This window comes from Fundidesulfovibrio magnetotacticus (assembly GCF_013019105.1).
GTDB classification, from domain to species: Bacteria; Desulfobacterota; Desulfovibrionia; order Desulfovibrionales; family Desulfovibrionaceae; genus Fundidesulfovibrio; species Fundidesulfovibrio magnetotacticus.
In genome coordinates this window covers 40,163-57,319 of the sequence record NZ_BLTE01000014.1, presented here as the reverse complement: position 1 = coordinate 57,319, position 17,157 = coordinate 40,163, and the positions used below count along the sequence as shown (strand labels likewise).

At 68.2% G+C, this 17,157-nt stretch carries 22 protein-coding genes and 1 tRNA gene; 9 read left to right on the top strand and 14 right to left on the bottom strand.

Features of this window, described 5'->3' with window-relative positions:
- Positions 1-5: 5 nt before the first annotated feature.
- Both NNJEOMEG_RS14725 and NNJEOMEG_RS14720 read right to left on the bottom strand, forming a co-directional pair.
- Positions 6-752, bottom strand: a complete 747-nt coding sequence (locus NNJEOMEG_RS14725) for a YebC/PmpR family DNA-binding transcriptional regulator (protein WP_173085791.1) — start codon at positions 750-752, stop codon at positions 6-8.
- Positions 753-1,364, bottom strand: coding sequence for an RlmE family RNA methyltransferase (locus NNJEOMEG_RS14720; protein WP_173085789.1), 612 nt, complete (start codon positions 1,362-1,364; stop codon positions 753-755).
- A gap of 39 nt (positions 1,365-1,403) precedes the next feature.
- Between NNJEOMEG_RS14720 and NNJEOMEG_RS14715 the strand changes: the two genes are divergently transcribed.
- Positions 1,404-2,876 (top strand): glycosyltransferase family protein, encoded by a 1,473-nt coding sequence (locus NNJEOMEG_RS14715; RefSeq protein WP_173085787.1) that lies wholly within the window; start codon positions 1,404-1,406, stop codon positions 2,874-2,876.
- A 37-nt stretch (positions 2,877-2,913) separates the two neighbouring features.
- Positions 2,914-2,989, top strand: a tRNA-Ala gene (locus NNJEOMEG_RS14710).
- 163 nt (positions 2,990-3,152) lie between these two features.
- Here NNJEOMEG_RS14710 and NNJEOMEG_RS14705 read toward each other — a convergent pair.
- The 5 genes from NNJEOMEG_RS14705 to NNJEOMEG_RS14685 form a co-directional block, all read right to left on the bottom strand.
- Positions 3,153-3,398: a helix-turn-helix domain-containing transcriptional regulator gene (locus NNJEOMEG_RS14705; RefSeq protein ID WP_173085785.1), complete on the bottom strand. Its 246-nt coding sequence runs from the start codon at positions 3,396-3,398 to the stop codon at positions 3,153-3,155.
- A 19-nt stretch (positions 3,399-3,417) separates the two neighbouring features.
- Positions 3,418-3,681 (bottom strand): DUF2442 domain-containing protein, encoded by a 264-nt coding sequence (locus NNJEOMEG_RS14700; RefSeq protein ID WP_173085783.1) that lies wholly within the window; start codon positions 3,679-3,681, stop codon positions 3,418-3,420.
- A 10-nt stretch (positions 3,682-3,691) separates the two neighbouring features.
- Positions 3,692-3,958: a DUF4160 domain-containing protein gene (locus NNJEOMEG_RS14695; RefSeq protein WP_173085781.1), complete on the bottom strand. Its 267-nt coding sequence runs from the start codon at positions 3,956-3,958 to the stop codon at positions 3,692-3,694.
- Entirely contained in the window at positions 3,916-4,296 is a 381-nt protein-coding gene (locus NNJEOMEG_RS14690) for a site-specific integrase (RefSeq protein WP_235956984.1), read from the bottom strand. The genes NNJEOMEG_RS14695 and NNJEOMEG_RS14690 overlap by 43 nt, the downstream gene beginning before the upstream one ends.
- Positions 4,297-4,500: 204 nt before the next feature.
- On the bottom strand, positions 4,501-5,286 hold the full coding sequence (locus NNJEOMEG_RS14685; protein WP_173085779.1) for a YkgJ family cysteine cluster protein: 786 nt from the start codon (positions 5,284-5,286) through the stop codon (positions 4,501-4,503).
- Between the two features lie 182 nt (positions 5,287-5,468).
- On the opposite strand from NNJEOMEG_RS14685, the gene NNJEOMEG_RS14680 reads away from it, so the two are divergent.
- The 4 genes from NNJEOMEG_RS14680 to NNJEOMEG_RS14665 all read left to right on the top strand — a co-directional run bounded on the left by NNJEOMEG_RS14680 (position 5,469) and on the right by NNJEOMEG_RS14665 (position 8,661).
- The gene (locus NNJEOMEG_RS14680; protein ID WP_173085777.1) at positions 5,469-5,675 is read left to right on the top strand and encodes a hypothetical protein; all 207 of its coding nucleotides are present in this window, start codon (positions 5,469-5,471) and stop codon (positions 5,673-5,675) included.
- Positions 5,676-5,892: 217 nt separating this feature from the next.
- Positions 5,893-6,255, top strand: coding sequence for a translation initiation factor Sui1 (locus NNJEOMEG_RS14675; protein WP_173085775.1), 363 nt, complete (start codon positions 5,893-5,895; stop codon positions 6,253-6,255).
- Between the two features lie 128 nt (positions 6,256-6,383).
- On the top strand, positions 6,384-8,339 hold the full coding sequence (locus tag NNJEOMEG_RS14670) for a PAS domain-containing hybrid sensor histidine kinase/response regulator (protein ID WP_173085773.1): 1,956 nt from the start codon (positions 6,384-6,386) through the stop codon (positions 8,337-8,339).
- 55 nt (positions 8,340-8,394) lie between these two features.
- Positions 8,395-8,661, top strand: coding sequence for a DUF3467 domain-containing protein (locus NNJEOMEG_RS14665; protein ID WP_173085771.1), 267 nt, complete (start codon positions 8,395-8,397; stop codon positions 8,659-8,661).
- A gap of 79 nt (positions 8,662-8,740) precedes the next feature.
- Here NNJEOMEG_RS14665 and NNJEOMEG_RS14660 read toward each other — a convergent pair whose 3' ends face one another.
- Entirely contained in the window at positions 8,741-9,448 is a 708-nt protein-coding gene (locus tag NNJEOMEG_RS14660) for a TVP38/TMEM64 family protein (RefSeq protein ID WP_173085769.1), read from the bottom strand.
- Between the two features lie 71 nt (positions 9,449-9,519).
- Between NNJEOMEG_RS14660 and NNJEOMEG_RS14655 the strand changes: the two genes are divergently transcribed.
- A complete protein-coding gene (locus NNJEOMEG_RS14655) occupies positions 9,520-10,545 on the top strand; it encodes a response regulator (RefSeq protein ID WP_173085767.1) in 1,026 nt (341 codons plus the stop codon).
- Positions 10,546-10,674: 129 nt separating this feature from the next.
- Here NNJEOMEG_RS14655 and NNJEOMEG_RS14650 read toward each other — a convergent pair whose 3' ends face one another.
- Positions 10,675-11,163, bottom strand: a complete 489-nt coding sequence (locus NNJEOMEG_RS14650; RefSeq protein WP_173085765.1) for a cyclic nucleotide-binding domain-containing protein — start codon at positions 11,161-11,163, stop codon at positions 10,675-10,677.
- 377 nt (positions 11,164-11,540) lie between these two features.
- Between NNJEOMEG_RS14650 and NNJEOMEG_RS14645 the strand changes: the two genes are divergently transcribed.
- The gene (locus NNJEOMEG_RS14645; protein WP_268885692.1) at positions 11,541-12,473 is read left to right on the top strand and encodes a DMT family transporter; all 933 of its coding nucleotides are present in this window, start codon (positions 11,541-11,543) and stop codon (positions 12,471-12,473) included.
- A gap of 80 nt (positions 12,474-12,553) precedes the next feature.
- Here the strand turns inward: NNJEOMEG_RS14645 and NNJEOMEG_RS14640 are convergent, their stop codons facing one another.
- The 5 genes from NNJEOMEG_RS14640 to NNJEOMEG_RS14620 form a co-directional block, all read right to left on the bottom strand.
- Positions 12,554-13,318: an MlaA family lipoprotein gene (locus NNJEOMEG_RS14640; RefSeq protein WP_173085761.1), complete on the bottom strand. Its 765-nt coding sequence runs from the start codon at positions 13,316-13,318 to the stop codon at positions 12,554-12,556.
- A gap of 113 nt (positions 13,319-13,431) precedes the next feature.
- A complete protein-coding gene (locus tag NNJEOMEG_RS14635) occupies positions 13,432-14,010 on the bottom strand; it encodes a Tgt2/MlaC family protein (RefSeq protein WP_173085759.1) in 579 nt (192 codons plus the stop codon).
- The gene (mlaD, locus tag NNJEOMEG_RS14630; protein ID WP_173085757.1) at positions 14,010-14,465 is read right to left on the bottom strand and encodes an outer membrane lipid asymmetry maintenance protein MlaD; all 456 of its coding nucleotides are present in this window, start codon (positions 14,463-14,465) and stop codon (positions 14,010-14,012) included. The genes NNJEOMEG_RS14635 and mlaD overlap by 1 nt, the downstream gene beginning before the upstream one ends.
- A 45-nt stretch (positions 14,466-14,510) precedes the next feature.
- The gene (locus tag NNJEOMEG_RS14625) at positions 14,511-15,320 is read right to left on the bottom strand and encodes an MlaE family ABC transporter permease (protein ID WP_173085755.1); all 810 of its coding nucleotides are present in this window, start codon (positions 15,318-15,320) and stop codon (positions 14,511-14,513) included.
- A gap of 9 nt (positions 15,321-15,329) precedes the next feature.
- Positions 15,330-16,538, bottom strand: a complete 1,209-nt coding sequence (locus NNJEOMEG_RS14620) for a class I SAM-dependent rRNA methyltransferase (RefSeq protein WP_173085753.1) — start codon at positions 16,536-16,538, stop codon at positions 15,330-15,332.
- Positions 16,539-16,619: 81 nt separating this feature from the next.
- Between NNJEOMEG_RS14620 and NNJEOMEG_RS21015 the strand changes: the two genes are divergently transcribed.
- A complete protein-coding gene (locus tag NNJEOMEG_RS21015; RefSeq protein WP_173085751.1) occupies positions 16,620-17,141 on the top strand; it encodes a hypothetical protein in 522 nt (173 codons plus the stop codon).
- Positions 17,142-17,157 lie beyond the last annotated feature (16 nt).

Here is a 17,157-nt window from a genome sequence, read left to right as displayed (position 1 = left end):
CGGTGCTAGCCCAGCTCCGCCAGCAGTTCCTCGGGCAGCTCGAAGTTGGAGTGGGTCTTCTGGACGTCGTCGTAGTCGTCCAGGAGGTCCATGAGCTTCATGAGCTTGCGTCCTGTCTCGGCGTCCACGTCCACGGTGGTCTTGGGCAGCATGGAGATCTCGGCGGAGAGAAGCTCCATGCCCGCTTCTTCCAGGGCCTGGCGCACGGCCTCGAAGTCTTCGGGAGCGGTGTGCACCTCCCACACGTCTGCTTCGCCCAGCACGTCGCCCGCGCCGGCCTCCAGGGCGGCCTCCATCACCTGGTCCTCGGTGTACTTGGCCTTGTCCAGCTCGAGAACGCCCTTTTTGTCGAACATCCAGCCCACGCACCCGGCCTCGCCCAACTGGCCGCCGTTCTTGCTCATGATGGCGCGCACGTCGGCCACGGTGCGGTTGCGGTTGTCCGTGGCGGCCTCAATGAGGATGGCCACGCCGCCGGGGCCGTAGCCCTCGTAGGTGATCTCGTCGAAGTTGCCGCCCGCCAGTTCGCCCGTGCCCTTCTTGATGGCGGTCTCGATCTTGTCCTTGGGCAGGTTCACGGCCTTGGCCGCCGCGATGGCGGAGCGCAGGCGCGCGTTGGTGCCGGGGTCGCCCCCGCCGGCCTTGGCGGCCAGCATGAGCTCCTTGGTCACCTTGGTGAAAACCTTGCCTTTCTTCGCATCCTGCGCGCCTTTGCGCACCTGGATGTTCTTCCATTTCGAATGTCCGGCCATCTACTCCTCCGCGTGATGTGGAAGGCCTTTGAATCCAAGGCCTATGATGAACTGTTCGAAGCTCTCCGGGCGGGAGCTTTTGGGTTTGGCGGTCTTGACCTTTTCAAAGGCCCCGCGCATGGAGTCCGTGAACGCCTTGACGTCTGGCCCCATGAACACCTTGGCCACGAAGTGGCCGCCGTGTATCAGGCAAGACCCGGCCAGGGCAAGCGCCTGCTCCACCAGCTCCAGGGAGCGGGCCTGGTCGGTCACGCGCTGGCCCGTGGTGCGCGGGGCCATGTCGCTGATCACCAGGTCGACGGGCGCAAGGCGCTCCAGGTGCGCCGCGAACTCCGGCCCCGGGTCGAAGGCGTCGGCCTGGAGGAACGTGGCGTTCTCCGGGAAGGCCGTGTCGGTGGCCTGCAGGTCCACCCCGAGCACCCTGCCCGAGGGGCCCACCTTCTTGGCCGCGTAGAGCGTCCAGGAGCCCGGGGCCGCGCCCAGGTCCAGCACCTTCAGGCCCGGGCGCAGCAACTTGAAGGAGGCGTCCATCTCCTGGAGCTTGTAGACCGAGCGCGCGGGATAGTTCTCCTGCTTGGCCCGGTGGAAGTAGTGATCGTGCAGTTTTTTCATGGCCCCCCCGCCCGTACCTCTACCAAAGGCCACGCGTCCATGCCAAGCCCTCCCCCGCGCCTGCGCCTGACCGACGAGTTGGGCCAGGCCAAGACCCTCCAGCCCGGCCACGCCCTGGCGCGCCCCGCCGTCAGAAACGACTGGACCGTGCTGGGCCTGGGGCCGGACCCGGCATCCCTGGCCGCCAAGCTCCCCCCGGGGGCGCGCGTGGCCTGGCTGGAATGCCCGGCCTTCCTCCAACAGACCGGGCGCGACTGGCTGGCATCCCACGTGCCCCGGGGCTGGACGCGGCTGGAGGCCTTCGACCCCGCGACGGCCTCCGGTGTGCTGGTGCACGAGGGCTCGGCCCGGCTTTTCCCCTCCTTCTGGAGCCCGGTGCTGGCAGCCCTGGCCCTGCCCAGGCCGGACGCCCTGCCCCGTCGCTCCGGCCGAACGGCCGTGGTGCCCGGCTCGCGAGACGGCCTTATCGCGCGCGAACTCTCCCAGGCCCTGGCCCAGGAGGGCTACGAGGTGCTGGACGTGCCGGAGGGCGGCGTGGCGGCGCTGCTGGCACAGGGCAGGCCCGACGTGTTCGTCTCGGTGAATTTCCGGGGCAAGGGGGCCTACGGCCTGGAGCACGCCCTGCTGGCGCGCGCCGGGGTTCCCGTGGCGGCCTGGCTGGTGGACAACCCCTTCCACGCCCTGTCGGGGCTCAAAACCGTGCAGTGGCGTTCCCTGCACCTTTTTGTCACGGATTCCTGGTTCGTGGAGCCTCTGAAGGCCCACGGGGCATTGAGCGTGCACCACCTGCCCCTGGCAGCCAACCCGGACTTCTTCCGGGCCGCGCCCGACGCGCCGGAACTCTCCGACGCCCTGCTCTTCGTGGGGCGCAGCGCCTTCCCGGACAAGGGGCTCTTCTTTTCGGGCGTGAGCGTGCCGCCGGAGCTTCTGGAGCGCGCGCGGGAGATGTTCGCCGCCGGGGAGCGGCCGGATTTCGCATGGTGGGCGCGAGAACTGGGCGTGGAGACGCTCTGGCCGGGCCGGGCGGCACGGCGTCCCGGCCTTGGGGCCGAGGAGTGCGGGCGCGCCTGGCGGGCCACGGTGCTCGCGCACGCCGCCCGGGCCGGACGCCTCGTGGCGTACGGCGACGCGGACTGGAAAACCCTGGTGGACGCGCCCTTCGAGCTGCGCCCGCCCGTGGACTACTACGGCCCCCTGGCCGGGATGTACGCCTCGGCGCGCTGCGTGCTGGGCCCCACGAGCCCGCTATTGCCCCACGGGCTCACGCAGCGGCACTTCGACGTGTGGGCGGCCGGGGGGCTCCTGCTCTCGGACGCCACGCCCGGCCTCTCGATCTTCCCCCGGGAACTGACTGAGCCCATGCGCTTCGCGTCGCCGGGCGAAATTCCGGACCGGATCGGAGCCCTGACGCGCCGCCGGGACGAATTGACCCCGGCCTGGCGGGAGCTGATCGCCCGGGAGCACACCTACCGCCGCCGGGTTGCGGCCATGCTGGAGCGGATAATCCCTTGACCGCGCCGCGCGAAAGGCATAAAGGCGACGTTTCCACGGGGGCGTAGCTCAGCTGGGAGAGCGCAGCGTTCGCAACGCTGAGGTCGTGAGTTCGATCCTCATCGCCTCCACCAAAAACAAGGGCCGCAGTGCAAGCACTGCGGCCTTTTTTTCTTGTGACACCCTAGTGATACCCAAACCTAGACAGCACATATGGAAGAAGGTTCATCGAGCCGCCTCCGGTATTCCGCCCACAAAACGCGAGCGGCAACCAAATCCGCTGGCACTCCTCACGGTCTACCGTCCGGCCAGGAAATCCACGGACACCCCGGCGCGTTTCAGTCCGGTCAGGGCACGGCACAGAGCCTCCGTCTCGGCGTCCTCCACGGGCTCGGGCCGGACGGCGTGAAGCACATCCTGGATCGCCAAGGCCAGGGCGTGGGGGTCCTCTTCCTCCAAGGCGGCCCGCAAGTAGTGCGCCGCCTGTTCCGGGTCGTGCAGCAGCTTTTTCAGAGTGTCGTCATAGTCACGAACAGGGCCCATGCGTTTCTCTCTTGTAGGCTTACGCCGCTGCCGCCACCGGGACGCCGATTTCATACAGGGTGTCCGTGGCGATGTCCGCCCCGTTGGGCCAGCATACCGTCCAGGTCTCGGAGTCAACATAGGCCTGGGCGAAAAAGGCCACGTCCTTCAGGGGCTCAAACACCGGCCCCCAGAGTTCCTTTTCCAGGTCCACGTCACGAACCGCGCCGTCACTGAAGAGCACACGAAGCCGGAAACCGCCAAGATGCAGCACGCCGCGCGCCTGAATGAGATGATCCACCATGGCTTTTCTCCTATTCCAACGGCTCGATGGCCAAAAGGGATTCATGCATGGATGCCCGTCGCCAGTTGTCCGTAAGCTCCGTCCGATGCAGTGCGGCCCATTCCAGGACAAATCTTTCCGCATGCAACGGAAGTTGTCCAGCAAGGACAGCGGCTGAGTCAATAGCTATCGAGGCGACGTGCTTGCCGTAGTACGCATGAAAATGAGGCGTGTGGTGCCCGCTCTCGTTGTAATTCATGCGGATAATGACTCCATAGAACCGGCAAATGACGGGCATTGGTTACTCCCCTCCCCCGGTCTTGACCACCTTCTTGCCCCTGGCAGGCTTCGCGTCAAGCCCTGCGTGGCTGGCCAGCAATCCCGCAGCCTTGTCGCTGGCTCGCGTCTTGGCGTCAGGGAGAAATGCCCGTAGCGCCGGGTCATGGCCGTTGATTTGTGTGTAAGAAGTTCACCGATCATGTCCAGTGTGAATTCTCCGGAGTTGGCCAGGGTCACAGCGAAATGATGGCGCAGGCCGTGAAGAATGCGGAAGGATTTGGGAAGCCGCGCGGTCGCCTTGATTCGGTCCACGGCGCTGGAGTCGATGCTTAGTACGCCGCCTCTGCCGGGGAACACATAAGGGCTGTCGGAAAAGGCCGCCGCCGCCCAGGCCAGTTGTTCCTCCAGGATTGCCCGGGCGATTCCTATCCTGCCCCCGGTTTAATGGGCGGTTGCGCCAGCTGAACGGCCAGCGCGCGCAGGGAGCAACCAAACCGACTTTGGGGACGTAGGCTGTTCCTCGTCTTGGAGCGCAGGAAGGCTGCATGCCGTCTCAGGGTGTCATCCCGAAAAGTGCGTTTCGGCATGCCTGAGAAAAGCAGCGATCATGACGTCAGCGGGAGCTTTTGGCCTGCGGAAATTGCTCAGCAAGCCATTGACGATATTGATCGCAGGCAACGGGATCGCCATGGTGGATTTGGCCTCACAGCCGTCGAACGAGGCTGCTGCGCTCGCCAGGTCGTATTTTACGGTTACTTTCCGGACGAGATGGTCCGCCTTGAAGCTTCCTTCGCAAGAGACAGGCGGGGAGCTCACAAGATACTGCCTGCAGAGAAAGGGACGGTAGGGATAGATGCTGCAGGAATCCGACACAAGAAATGGACACGGAATCTGCATCTCCCAGTATCTTCGCTGAGCATTGATGATCCGCCCCCTGTCCGCGAATGCGTTCGCATGACTGTCGATCATCTCCGACAGCAGGCCCGTGCGTTCCAGGATGGAGACGATTTTGCCGAGTCGCCTGAGCAGGCTCTGCTTCTCGTCCCCTTCAAGCATGTTGTTGATGATGTGTGCGAGAAGAATTGCTTCGTGGTCGGAAACGGCGACCAGATGTCTACAGCAGAGCGTGCACCCTCTCGCGCAGGAAACATGCTGCCCCCTGGCGGCCTGGTCTTTGACCGACATGGAGACCAGCTCGTCCGATATCGAATAGATATCCGGCAGCACATCGACAAACGTCACCAATCCGTCCGGCGGATCAATGCGCGCCTCAAAGCTGACGCCGGATGCGAAGGAGAAGCGTCGCTTGGTGGCAAGGCGGGACCCTGCCTGGCCTGATTCGGTCATGAATGCTCCGTGGCGATGGATTGGCCGGTCATGACAGCAGACGGCGCGTTGATTGGATTACCTGCCTGCCTCGTTGCACGTCATGCTCCGACCGCAAGGGGTCAGCCATCATTTGCTCGCGGGGGGTCCGCTCCAGCCACCACGCCCTTGACGCCCGCCCCGGTCCGGCGCATCCTGGCGTCATGCACTCCCTGTACCGCAACAGAAAAAACGGCAAGCTCTACCGCGTGCTCCATCTGGCCGTGGACTGCACCAACGCCCGCGACGGACGCCCCGTGGTGGTCTACTGCCCCCAGGACCGGCCGGACTTCGTCTGCACCCGCGACCGCGACGAGTTCGAGGCCAAGTTCGACCCCGGGCCGGACACGACCGGGCACGGCGCGGCCTGACGCCCTCCCCCCTGCGCGCGCGTCGCTCCGGCCGTTGCGGGACGTCCGCAAAGCTCTTCGCCCGGGGACGACCGTCTGGCTACACGGATTGGCTCCTGCCTGGCAAGACATCCGGAATTTCGACGGCAAACGCCCCCCTGCCGCGCGACGGTTTACCGCGCCGGGCCTTTGGAGTAGACCCGCCCCCGGACGCCCGTCCCGCCAAGGAGTTTCCCCCATGGGTAACGCAAAGGATTCCCGCCCCGTCTATTCCACCGAACAGGGCCGCCTCTGCCCGGAGTGCCGCCGCCCCGTCGAGTCCTGCGCCTGCTCCGCCGCGCGTCCGGCCAAGGCTCCGGCAGGCCCCGGAGTGCGCATCCAGCGCCAGACCAAGGGCCGCAAGGGCAAGGGCGTGTGCTTGGTCACAGGGCTGCCGCTGGATCAGGCCGGGCTGGAATCCCTGGCCAAGAAGCTCAAGCAGCGCCTGGGCACGGGCGGCTCGGTCAAGGACGGCGTGATCGAGATCCAGGGCGACCACCGCGAGGCCCTGCTCCAGGAGCTCAAGGCCCTGGGGCACACCGCCAAGCTCTCGGGAGGCTGACCGGTCACACGGGACAACAACAACGAGCGCCGGACTGGACTCGCATCCGGCCTTGCCGTATTGCTTGAAAACGTTTCCGGCTTCGCCGGGTTCCAAGCAGTATCACCATCCGGCGTCTGGAGTGGTCCGTGGCATCTCCTCTCTCTGACATCCCCTGCGAATTCGAAGAGCTGGCGCAGAAAGCGCCTGTCTCCATCATGTACGCGGACCGCGAAGGCATCGTCTGCTTCGTCAACGACTGGCACCTCCAGCACTTCGCGCGCGGCCAGCACGACCGGACCTTCTTCCTGGGCCGGCATCTGCTCTCCCTGCCGGGCATCGCCAGCAGCGGGGCCGTCGAGGTGCTGCGTCCGGCCCTGGAGGGCAAGGACGTTTTCATCGAAAAGCTCTTCACGGCCGAGTTCAGCGGCGGCCAGTCCGGCTACCAGACCATCCGGGCCTCCGGCATCAAGAGCGGCAGACTGGCCGGCGGCGTGGTGGTCATCCGCGAGGACGTGACCCGCTGGGTGGAACTGGAGCAGAGCCGCCGCGACGATCAGCAGCGCACCCTGGCCCTGCTCAACGCCACGCAGGACTCCGTGGTGCTCCTGGATCCAGACGGCCGCTTCGTGCTCATGAACGAAGAGGCCGCGCGGCGGCGCGGCAAAAGCGTCCAGGAGCTGACCGGCAAGTCCCTCTACCGGCACATGGACCCCGACGCCGCACGCTTCCGGCGCGCCATGGCCGAAAAGGCCCTGGCCTCGCGCACCCCGGTGGAATACGAGGAGAACAGCCAGAGACGCACCTACTGGGTGAGCATCTACCCCGTACTGGACCAGGAAGGACGCGTGACCCACCTGGCCTCGTTCTCCAAGGACATCACCGACCGCAAGCACATGGAGCAGGCCCTGCTCCAGGCCAGGCAGCGGGCCGAGGCCTCCTTCGAGGCCAAGACCCAGTTCCTGGCCAACATGAGCCACGAACTGCGCACTCCCCTCAACGGCATCCTCGGCGCGGTCCAGCTCTCCCAGGACGACGCTCTCGACGAGGAGCAGCGCGAACTCTGGGGCATCGTGCGCGAATCGGGCGAACGCCTGCTCAGGTCCGTGAACTCGCTCCTGGACCTGGCCGACATCAGCTCCCACGCGCTCCAGCCGGTCATGCGGCCCTTCGACCTGCGCCGGGCTGCGGCTTCCGTGGCGCGCAGCTTCGAGGTGCAGGCACGCCTCAAGAACCTGGACCTGCTGGTTGAATTCGAGGAGAGCATTCCCGGCATGGTCACCGGAGACGAGTTCCGCTTGCGCAAAATCCTGGCCAACCTCCTGGCCAACGCCCTTGCCTGCACCGAACGCGGCAGCGTGCTCTTGAGCGTGAGCCTCGTGGACGAGGAACACCTGCGCAAGCCGGGGGCCATCACCTGCGCTGGCGGCCTGAGCCTGCTCTTCATGGTGGAGGACACGGGCGTGGGCATCACCCCCGACAAGCTCCCGCACATCTTCGAGAGCTTCACCCTGGCCGAGGACACCCGCACGAAAACCCGCAGCGGCGCGGGCATGGGGCTGGCCATCGCGCGCAGCCTGGTGGAACTGCTGGGGGGACGCATCTGGGTCACCAGCGCGCCGGGACAGGGCAGCCGTTTCCACTTCACCGCATCCTTCTGGACCCAGTCCGAACACGCCGAGACATCCCCGGCCCCCCGCGCGCCCGCGCCGGGCTGCTCGGGCGCCCGCGTGCTCCTGGCCGAGGACGAGCAGGTCACCCGCGTGATGGCCGGGCTCATGCTGGCCCGCATGGGCTACCACGTGGTGGAGGCCTCCGACGGACAAGAGGCCCTCAAGGCCCTGCGCGACCACGCCTGCGACGTGGTGCTCATGGACATCCAGATGCCCGTCATGGACGGCATCACCGCCACGCGCATGGTCCGCAACGGCGAACTGCCCGGCGTGGACCGCCACATCCCCATCATCGCCTTCACGTCCTACGCCAGCGACCGCGACCGCATCCGCCTGCTGCGCGAAGGCATGGACGCCCTGCTCCCCAAACCCTTCGAGGCCGAAGACCTGGCCCTGGCCATCGAGAAGGCCCTCTCGGCCAGGACGCACTGAAACCAGGCAGCCACCGCGCGCCAAAAGCCCGGGCTCGCCCGGAAAGGCCCAAGCCATGAACCCAGCCGATCCCAGCCAGCAGGTGCAGATACAGACCCCGGCCGACCTGGAATACCACTACCGCGACTTCTTCACCGTCTTCGCCGGACCCGACGACGTGGTGCTGGAATTCGGCAACGTGAACCGCTCCACCCAGGGCCAGGTGCGCGTGAGCAACCGCATCGTGCTCACCCCGGCCAACGCCCTGCGCCTGCGCGAAATTCTCGACCGCACCATCCTGGAGATGCAACGCCGCCTGCAACAGGCGGGCGCGGGCCAATAACCCGCGCCCCCGGGGGGGGGCCGGCCGAAAACCCTGGACAGGGCGCGGGAGCCGTCCGGCGACAGACTGGCGCGTGGAATCAGGCCGCGCCCCGGCCGCGCGCGCGCCCCAGCCGCGAAAGCGCCCACCGGGCCACCAGGGGGAACACCCCCAGCAGGCACAAGGCGGCGAGCATCCCGGGCGACACCACGTCGCCCAGGGTGTTCACGCGCCCAAGCTCCACCCCGGCGAACACGTACACCGCCGTGCCCGGAAGCATCCCCAGCTGCGACACCCACCAGAACGTGCGCAGCGGCATGGCCGTGAGCCCCATGGCCAGGTTGATCAGGAAGAACGGGACCACCGGCACGAGGCGCAGCGAAAAGAGGTACCAGACCCCCGCCCCGGTCCCGGCCATGCCCCGGTCCACCCGGTCCAGGGCCTGGGGAAAGCGCGCGGCCACCCACTCGCGCAGCACGTAGCGGGCCAGCAGGCAGGCCAGCGAGGCCCCGGCCGTTGATGCCAGCGACACCACCGCCAGCCCCGCCCAGAAACCGAACACCGCGCTCCCCGCCAGGGTGAGCACCGCCGCTCCCGGCAGGGCCAGCCCGGCCACCGCCACGTAGAGCAGAAAGTACCCCCCGAGCATCAGGACCGGACGCGCGGCGTAGAGGTCCGCCAAGCCCTGGCGCGAGGCCTTCAGGGCCTCCAGGTTCAGGTGCTTGGGCCCGTCCAGCCAGAAGAACGCTCCGATGCCCGCCGCCACCGCCAGCAACACCGCCGTCCGCTTCGCCGTCCTGCCCGCCATGCTTGTTTCTCCTTTCCGCTCCGGCCCGCCCGGGCCTTGCCAGCCGCCGCGGGCCTCCCTATACGATGCCGATGCGCTTCGAACCAGCCCAGATCGGCGTGGCCCTGATCAACGCCGAACCGGCCCAGGCCGCTAGGGACCGCCAGAGCCTGGCCCGCCTGGGTTTCGCCTCGGTCCACGCCTTCCCGGACTACCAGGAGGCCAGGCGCTATCTGCCCGAGCCCTCGATCCATCTGGTGCTGGTGGCCGACCAGACGGGAGGCCTCACCGGGTTCGAGTGCGCGAGAATGCTCAAACGGGACCCGGAACTCAAGGACAAAGCCGTGGTGATGGTCTCCTCCGACGGGCGGCGCGAACGCGTGATGCGCGCCATCGCGGCGGGTTGCGGGGGCTACGTGCTCAGGCCCTACCAGTTGGAGACCTTCGCCAGGCACCTCAAGGCCGCCTGGGAGAGCTCCCGGCCGGACGAGGAGAGCCAGGCCCTGCTGGACGAGGGCAAGCGCCTGGCCTTCACCGGGCACTTCGGGGAGGCCGTGCGCGTGCTCTCCCAGGTGGCAACCGGCGAGAACGAAGCCGTGGAATGGTTCAACAAGGGCCTGGAGCACCTGCGGATCCAGGAATTCGGCCAGGCCATCGTCTGCTTCAACAAGGCCCTGGCCGCCAACACGCTTTTCGCGGAGGCTTACAGGGGCCTGGCCTACGCCCACAAGGGCCAGGGGGACCTGGAGAAGCACCTGGACTGCCTGAAACGTTCGGCCGACATCCTGGCCATGCAGGACAAGCTCCAGGAACTGAAGGAACTTTTCGTGGAGATTCTCACCCACGATCCCAAGGCCGTGAACCCCTACAACACCCTGGGCGTGCGCCTTCGCCGCTCGGGAGACCTCTCCGGGGCCCTGCACGCCTACACCCGTGCCCTGGACCTGACCCCCGACGACGAGAACCTCCACTACAACATCGCCAAGGCCTACCAGCACGCCTCCCGCCTGGACAGCGCGGCCTCGCACCTGCGCCGCGCCCTGGAGATACGCCCGGACTTCCATGAGGCGGGCGCGTTGCTGGCCACCCTGCCCCATGAGGGAAAGACCCAGGCCTGACAGGCCGCCCCCGCGCAGGGCCTGACGTTCCCCGCTTCCGGTAGGCGGTCCGCCCCGGCCGCGGGCCGTTTCCCGCCGGATCGGCGGAATCCCGACCCGGACGCGCCCGGCTCTCCTCCCGCCGGACGCTCAGACGTCCTCCAGGGCGAAGGCGTCGCCGCCGCCCCGTCTGGCCAGGCGTCCCGTCGCCAGGCGCAGGCGCTGGCTCACCTCGGCGGCCAGGGCAGCCAGAAGCCGCGTCCCCACGCGGGGATGCGCCTCGAGGAGGCGTTCCAGCGCCCGCCGGTTCAAGGCCAGGAGCGCCGCCGGGGTCTGCGCGTAGACCGATGCCGAACGCGGCCCCCCGTCCAGCAGCGACATTTCCCCCACCACGGCCCGGGCGTGGATCTCGCCCACGCGCGCGTCCTGGCCCTCGGAGTCCCGTTTCACCACCGTGAGCACCCCGCTCAGGAGCACCGCCAGCTCCTCGCCGGGCTCGCCCTCCTGGTAGAGGAAACTTCCGGCAGACACTTCACGATATGTCATGCTTTGCCCGAGAACCAGCAGGGACCGCCAGTCCATGCCCCGGGCCAGCCGGGTCTGCTCCAGGAGCGCCGCCCGGGCCGTGCGGTCGGGCACGGTGCGCTCCGGCGCGGCGCGCCCGGAGGCCTTTCGCCCGGGCTGGTACGGCCGCCGCTCGACGGCGGCAGGCGCGACGCCCTCCGGCCCGACACGTCCTGATTCTGCATGCCCTCTCCGGGCGTTTGGCGTCGTGGTGTCCATGGTCGCCTCCCGCGCGCCTCGCGGTCGCGCGCTTCCTGAAGATCCTTGGGGGGAGCCCTTCCGGGGGCCCTGCCCGGCGAGGGATGTGCCCCGCCTGCCCCCCCACGAGGGCCATGCTGCAAAGCCCGGGCCGTTTCTCCTGACGCGCCGAACAGTTGCCACGACCCCGCCGCGAGGTTATGCCCTCCCTCCCGGCCAGCGTGCCGAAGCCACACCTTCAGAAAGGCGCACCCGTGACCCAACCGCTCCAGAATTCCGGAAAAGGCGATCTTCACAAACTGAAGGCCGACGTGCTGCTCCTCGTCACGGCGCTCATCTGGGGCATGGCCTTCGTGGCCCAGCGCGTGGGCATGGAGCACGTGGGGCCGTTCACCTTCAACGGCGTGCGCTTCGCCATCGGCGCGGCCGCCCTGCTGCCCCTGGCCCTGCGCTCCGGCCGGTCCATGCGCCCCGCGCCGGGCATGCAGGCCCCGGCATGGCTGGGCTGCCTCTGCGCGGGCGCGGTGCTCACCCTGGGGGCCAGCCTCCAGCAGATCGGGCTCGTTTACACCACGGCTGGCAAGGCCGGGTTCATCACCTGCCTCTACGTGATCCTGGTGCCCATCTTCGCGGCCTTCCTGGGCGGGCGCACGCCGCTGGGCACGTGGCTGGGCGCGCTCCTGGCGGTGTGGGGCATGTACCTGCTCTCCATCGGGGAGGATTTCTCCGTGAACCGGGGAGACCTCCTGGAACTCGTCGGCGCGGCCTTCTGGGCCGGACACGTTCTGGTGGCCGCGTGGTTCGCCCCGCGCATGAATCCCATCCACCTGGCGGTGGGGCAGTATGTGGTCTGCTCGGCCTTGAGCCTCTGCGTGGCGCTGTTCCTCGGCGAATCCTTCGCCCCGGCCGGGCTGTGGGACGCCGCCGTGCCCATCCTTTACAGCGGCCTGCTCTCGGTGGGCGTGGCCTACACGCTCCAACTGGTGGCCCAGCGCGACGCAGACCCCTCCCACGCGGCCATCATCCTGAGCCTGGAGTCGGTGTTCGCCGCTCTTGCCGGGTGGGCGCTCATCGGCGAGGTGCTCTCGCCGCGCGGCATGCTCGGGTGCGGGCTCATGCTGGGGGGGATGCTCCTCTCCGAGACGTGGCCCTACCTGAACCGGCGCGGGAGGGGCCAGACGGCCTGACCCATCCCGGGAACGTCGAAGAGCCCCGGCGCGCACATGCGCGCCGGGGCTCTTCGTTGCTGTCCGGAAAGGGCCTTGCCTCAGGGAGCGGCGGGGGCGGCCGGGGCCTGCTCGCCCGCCTGGGGAGCGTACCACGCGCCCGCCAGGGCCTGGCGCACCTGGCGCTCGCGCAGCTGGGCGTAGGCGTCGCGCACGGCGGTGTAGGGCTCCACGGCGGAGCGCTTGATTTCCATGTAGAGGTCGATCATCTCGGGCAGGCGGTTCACCCGGCCCGCTCCGTAGAGTCCGGCCGTGAGCAGGTAGGGCACGTCCACGTAGGTGGTGGGCTGAAGCGTGGCGTCCACGGCCATGCCGAAGCCGTCGCGCAGGGAGGAGGGTCCCAGGATGGGCAGCACCAGATAGAAGCCGTGGTCCGCGCCCCAGACGCCCAGGGTCTGGCCGAAGTCCAGCGACTGGGGTTGGAGCTTTTTGTCGGAGGCCGCCAGGTCCAGGAAGCCGCCCAGGCCGAAGGACGAGTTGACGATGAAGCGTCCCAGCTCCCGCGAGGCCTTGTCCGGACGAAGCTGGAACACGGCGTTGAGGAACCTGACCGGGAAGAGGGCGTTGGAGTAGATGTTCTCGATGCGGTCGCGCGCATACTGGGGCAGCACGGCCTTGTAGCCCTTGCTGAAGGGCTGCCCCAGGTAGGTGAAGAACACGTCGTTGAAGCCGAACCAGAAGCGGTTCCAGGGCTCCGCGGGGTCCGCGATCTGGGCCGACGGGGCGTCCTCGGGGTCGAGCGGGGCCGCGGCCTGCTTGCGGGCGCAGCCCTGGGCGGCAAGCGCCAGGGCAAGCACGAGCATCATGGCCTGGAACAACCTGCGAGTGCGATCTGCTTTCAAAGCTCACCTATCCTGTTCGCGCATGGCCGCGCCGGACGGCGTCCGGCGGTAGAACCGCCCCAGATGCGCCACCTGAACTAGCTGGCGTTCCCCATGGTTTCCACCCGGGCGATGAGCTGGGCGGGGGTTTCCTTGGCGAGAATCTGGCTGAACTGGTTGCGGTAGTTCTGCACCAGGCTCACGCCCTCGATGACGACGTCGTAGACCTTCCAGTCCGCCTTGTGGATGAGGCGGTAGACGATGGGCACTTCCTTGGTGGACGTGACGATCTTGGTGGAGACCTCCACACGTCCGTCAGCCAGTGGGGCCTCGCCCAGGAAGAGCACCTTCTCGTCGGTATAGGCCTCGATGCGGCGCAGATAGGTGCGCTCCAGAAGTTTGAGAAAGGCTTTGGTGAAGCGCTCGCGCTCCTCGGGCTTGAAGGCGTCCCAGTTGGTGGCCAGGGTGCGCCGGGCCAGCTCTTCCGGGTCGAACACGCTGCTCACGGCCTTGTAGAGAGCCTCGGCGCGGCCGGGAGAGCCCGGCTTGGAGGCCGAAAGCACGCGGAGCACCTCGTCCACGCTGGTTTTCAGGGTGTCCTGCGCCTGTCCGGCCAGGGCCATCCCCGAAAGCGCCAAAGTCCACGCCAGCGCGAACGCCGCGATTCTGGATGCCATCACTTCTTTTCCTCCTTCACGCCGCCGAAGACGTATTTGCCCATCAGCTCCTGGATGTCCACGGAGGATTCGGTCTCCGTCAGCAGCGCGCCCGGTTTGACCGGGTCACCCCCTCCGGGGGTGATCTTCAAAAACTTGTCGCCTATGAGCCCCGACGAACGCACCGAGACGATGGCGTCGTCGGTGAGCGTCACGCCCTTGTCGATGCGCATGGTCACCACGGCGCGCTTCTCCGGAGAGAGCCCGATGGACTCCACGCGGCCCACGCGCACGCCCGCCATCTCGACGGCGGAGCCTGCCTTGAGGCCCGTCACGTCGAGAAAGCGCGCCTGCACGGGGTAGCCTTCGCCGCCCACGGCTTCCATCTTGCCCAGCCGGACCGCCAGCCACGCCGTGCACAAAAGCCCGGCCAGCACGAAGAGTCCGACTGCAAATTCCACGCCCCGATTCCGCATGTTCCCCACCCACTATGCCTCATCGCCGGGCAAATCAACCCGGGCTCACATCAGGAAGCTGGTCAGGACGTAATCCCCGGCCAGGATGGCCACGCACGACGCCACGACGGCGGACGTGGTGGCCAGCCCCACCCCGCGCGCCCCGAAGCCACCGGGCCTGCGGTGGGCGTAGAAGCCCTGCCAGCAGGAGACCGAGGCCACCAGGAGCGCGAACACCAGCGCTTTCACGAAACCGCCCGTCACATCCTCCAGCACCACGCTGTCGTGGATGCGGCCCCAGTAGACGCCGGGGCCCACGCCCAGGAGCGTCACGCCCGTCAGGTGGCCGCCGATCATGGCGATCACGTCGAACATGGCCGTGAGCAGCGGGAAGCTGACCAGCGCGGCCGCGAAGCGCGGCCCGGCCAGGTAGCGCACGGGGTCCACGTCCATGGCGTCCAGGGCGTCGATCTGCTCCGAGATGCGCATGATGCCGAGCTCCGCCGCCATGGAGGAGCCCGCGCGGCCCGCCACCATGATGGCCGTGAGCACCGGCCCCAGTTCGCGGATCACCGAAAGCGACACCGCCGCGCCCAGAAGCCCCTCGGCCCCGAACTTCACCAGGGTGTAGTAGCCCTGGAGCCCCAGCACCATGCCCGTGAACAGACCGATGAGCGCGATGACCAGCACGGACTTCACCCCGACGAAGTAGACCTGGCGCACCACCTTGGACCATTGCCACGGCAGGCTGACCATGTGCCACAGCCCCCGCGCCGTGAACACGGCGTAGGAACCCAGCGACGCCACGGCGTCCAGGCTTGCCGCGCCCAGGCGCGTGACGGGATTGGCTGGGGGAGCCTCTGGGTCCGTGACCATGGCGGTCTTTTAATCCTTTTCCCGGAATTGTGAAGCGGTCAGCCTGTAAAGCAGCGATTTCAGGTAGTCGGTCTCGGGCATGGCCGGGTGCACCGGGTGGTCCGGCCCCTGGCCGCCCCGGCGCACCAGCTGCGCCTTGCGCCGCCCGGAGACGGCCTGCCCCGTCACGCGGGTGAACTGCCAGGCCTCCATGTGCTGCGAGCACGAGGCCGTGAGCAGGAAGCCGCCGGGCGCCACCAGGCGCGAGGCCAGCTTGTTGAGCTTGTGGTAGCCGCCGATGGCCCCCTCCAGGTCCTTCTTGCGCTTGACCAGGGCGGGCGGGTCCAGGCTGACCACGTCGAAGCGGCGGCCCTCCTGGATCAGGGACTCCATGACCTCGGCGGCGTCGCCCTTGAGGGCGCTCACGCGGGGCTCCACGCCGTTGACGCGGGCGTTCTCCAGCACGCGGTCCACGGCGGCCTGGGAGGAGTCCACGCAGACGGCCTCGGAGGCCCCGGCCAGGGCCGCGCCAACGCCCAGCGCGCCCACGTAGCTGAACACGTCCAGCACGCTCGCTTCGCGGCACAGGGGCAGGAGGCCCAGGCGGTTGGGGCGCTGGTCGTAGAACCAGCCGGTCTTCTGCCCGGCCTCCAGGCTGGCGCGGTAGACGCCTTCGCCCTCGGGCACCTCCACGGTGTCGGGCGCGACGCCCAGGACGGTCTCGTTGACGCGGGGCAGGCCCTCGACGGAGCGCGCGGACACGTCTCCCTTGAGGAGCACGGCGTCGGGGCGCACCAACTCGTCGAGCACGTCCAGCACCTCCTGGCGCAGACGCTCCATGCCCGCCGTGAGCAGCTGCACGCAGAGGGTCGCGCCGTAGCGGTCCACCACCAGGCCGGGCAGATGGTCGCCCTCGCCGTGGCAGAGGCGGTAATAGGGCTGGTCGAAGAAGCGCTCGCGCAGGGCCAGGGCTTCGGTGAGCCGCGCGCGTAGCCAGTCGCGCCCGAGCACGGCCTTGGGGTCGCGGTCGCAGAGGCGCGCCAGGATGAGCGAGGCGGGGTTGACGTAGGCCACGCCCATGGGCTTGCCGCGCGCGCTCATCACCAGGGCGTGGTCGCCGGGCTGGAAGGAGTTCAGGGGGCTTAGGGCCGTGTCCGCCTCGTTGGAGAACACCCAAAGGTGTCCCGAAAGGAGGCGGCGTTCCTCGTGTTTCTTGAGATGCAGGATAGGTAGGTCCATAAGAGGGGGTCCTGTAGGCCTTCCGGGCCGGGTTTGCAACAAGCGCTTGAGCCCTGCGCGCCGCCGGGCTATGGGAGGGTCATGAAAACAGTCGCTTTCGTCCTCTTCGCGGTGGTCACGGCGGCCGCCGCCGCGCTCTCCACCCTGGTGGCCACGCGCTATTTCGCCCTGGAAAAGGAGCTGGTGGAGCTACGCTATCAGATGGAGGAGGTCCAGCACCAGCGCCAACGTCTGGAAGCGGAAAAAACCGCCCTGCGGCTCGACCGCGAGCGCGTGCAGGCCGGGCTGGACGCCCTGCTGGCCTCCGAACGCGCCCAGCTGGAGGCCTGCCGGGGCGAAAGCCAGGCACTGCTCCAGGAGCTTTCCGCCAACATGAATACCTTACAGAAACGCCTCACGGAACTCCAGGAGAGACAGGCCGCGCAGGCCACCGCGCCCCCTGCCCCTTCGGACCAGCAACCACCCAGAGACGCCGCCCCCCAGCCCGCCGCGCCCCCCGCGGCCGATCCCGAACCCGCCCGCCCCGGCGGCCCCACCGACGTGCCCCGGGGGGCCATCCCCACCCCGGAGCAGGAGGCCCGCCGCCTGGACCGCGTGCAATAATCCATAAGGAGCGCCC